This window comes from Streptomyces sp. CO7 (genome assembly GCF_053474865.1).
This window is the reverse complement of record NZ_JBRIOU010000002.1, coordinates 124,634-126,210: the sequence shown is the minus strand read 5'-3', so window position 1 is coordinate 126,210 and position 1,577 is coordinate 124,634. Positions and strand designations below refer to the sequence as shown.

The 1,577-nt window shown below is 75.5% G+C and carries 2 protein-coding genes; one reads left to right on the top strand and one right to left on the bottom strand.

The features are described from left to right. The coding region (locus ACOV8S_RS02460) for a sulfurtransferase (protein WP_448315851.1) at nt 1-445 on the bottom strand (445 nt) is incomplete at its 3' end. 292 nt (nt 446-737) lie between these two features. Between ACOV8S_RS02460 and ACOV8S_RS02455 the strand changes: the two genes are divergently transcribed. Next, the coding region (locus tag ACOV8S_RS02455) for a VOC family protein (RefSeq protein ID WP_448315849.1) at nt 738-1,577 on the top strand (840 nt) is incomplete at its 3' end.

Here is a 1,577-nt window from a genome sequence, read left to right as displayed (position 1 = left end):
CCCCTGCCACGTGCGGCACTTCCGGCCCTTCCTCCAGCGGCCCGCGCCAGGCCGGCAGCCCGCCGTCCAGCACCCGCACGTCCCCGTGCCCGGCCCACCGCAGCAGCCACCACGCACGGGCCGCGCCCCAGCCGATGCCGCCGTCGTAGGCGACGACCGGCCGTCCCGCGGACACCCCGGCACGCCGCATCGCCGCGCCGAACACGTCCAGGTCCGGCAGCGGATGGCGTCCCCGCTCCCCCGGCGGCGCGGCCAGCTCACCGTCCAGGTCCACGTGGACCGCGCCGGGAAGGTGGCCGCGCTCGTACTCCGCGCGCCCGTCGAACGAGGGTGCGCCGCCCGCCTTGGCGACACTCAACTGCCACCGCACGTCGAGCAGTACAGGAGGGGTGGGACCGTCCAGCGCAGCGGCCAGCTCGGCGGCCGTCACCAGTGCAGAGTTCATGCCCGCATCCTGCCCGACACCCCGCCGCCCGCACCAACACGCGCCTTTCGGCCATCGCGCCACGCCGGGCGCGGGCCCCGGATGGCCACACCGCGCCGCGTTGGCTACGCTGCTCCGCCACGGCACTTCGGTCACGCACCGCACCGGAACGCGCACCCACCGTGCGGGTGACGTCCATTGGTGAACACCTCGCGCATCGGTGGCGCATGTTCCGGCCCGGGGCGGGGATCCGCCGAGAAGAAAGGACTTTCCTCTCCCCGCATCCGGGGAACGGAAACCTGTGAACCGACCGATGACGGACGAAACGGGGGCGGCCGACGTGAACGACTTCTCCACCACCGGACGCGCACCGGGCGCACCCGGTGCGCCCTGCTGGACGAGTCTGAGGACGCACGGCCTCGGTGTCGCGCACGACTTCTACGGCCCGCTGCTGGGCTGGGAGTTCACGCCGGGCAAGGGAGGCCCGCTGCGTGAGCTGATCGCCACCGCGCAGGGGCGTCCGGTGGCCGGCATCGGCCTGCTGCCCGACGACGCCCGGCTGACCGCCGAGTGGACGCCGTTCCTGACGGCCGAGGACATCGACAGGGCGGCCCTGGCCGTCCGGCAGTGCGGCGGCACCATGGGCGTCGGGCCGCTGGACGACGCCGAGGGCGGGCGCGTGGCGTTCTGTTCGGACCCGGCGGGCGCGGTGTTCGGCATGCGCCGCCTGCCGCGCTCGTACCCGCCGCCGGCCCCCGGCCTTCCCGGCACGCCCGCCTGGCTCGAACTGGTGGTGGCGGAGACGAGATTCGCGGTCCGGTTCTACCAGAGCGTCTTCGGGCTCGGCCGGGAGACCGCCCCCTCACCCGCCGAGGAGCGGGTGGTGCTGCGTCACGCGGGCCGGCCGGTGCTCGGCATCCGCGGCGCCGGGCTGTCCGTGCACCGCGCGGGTGGCGCGCACTGGCTGACCTACTTCGCCACGCCCGACGTGGACCGCGCGACCGAGCACGCGGTGGCGCTGGGCGGACGGATCAGCCGCCCGCCGACCAACGGGCTCAACGGCCGCTCCGTGCAGCTGACCGACCCCGACGGCGCGCCCTTCGGGCTGCTCACCCCCGCCGCCACCCGGGCGGAACGGGACACCACCGGCGCC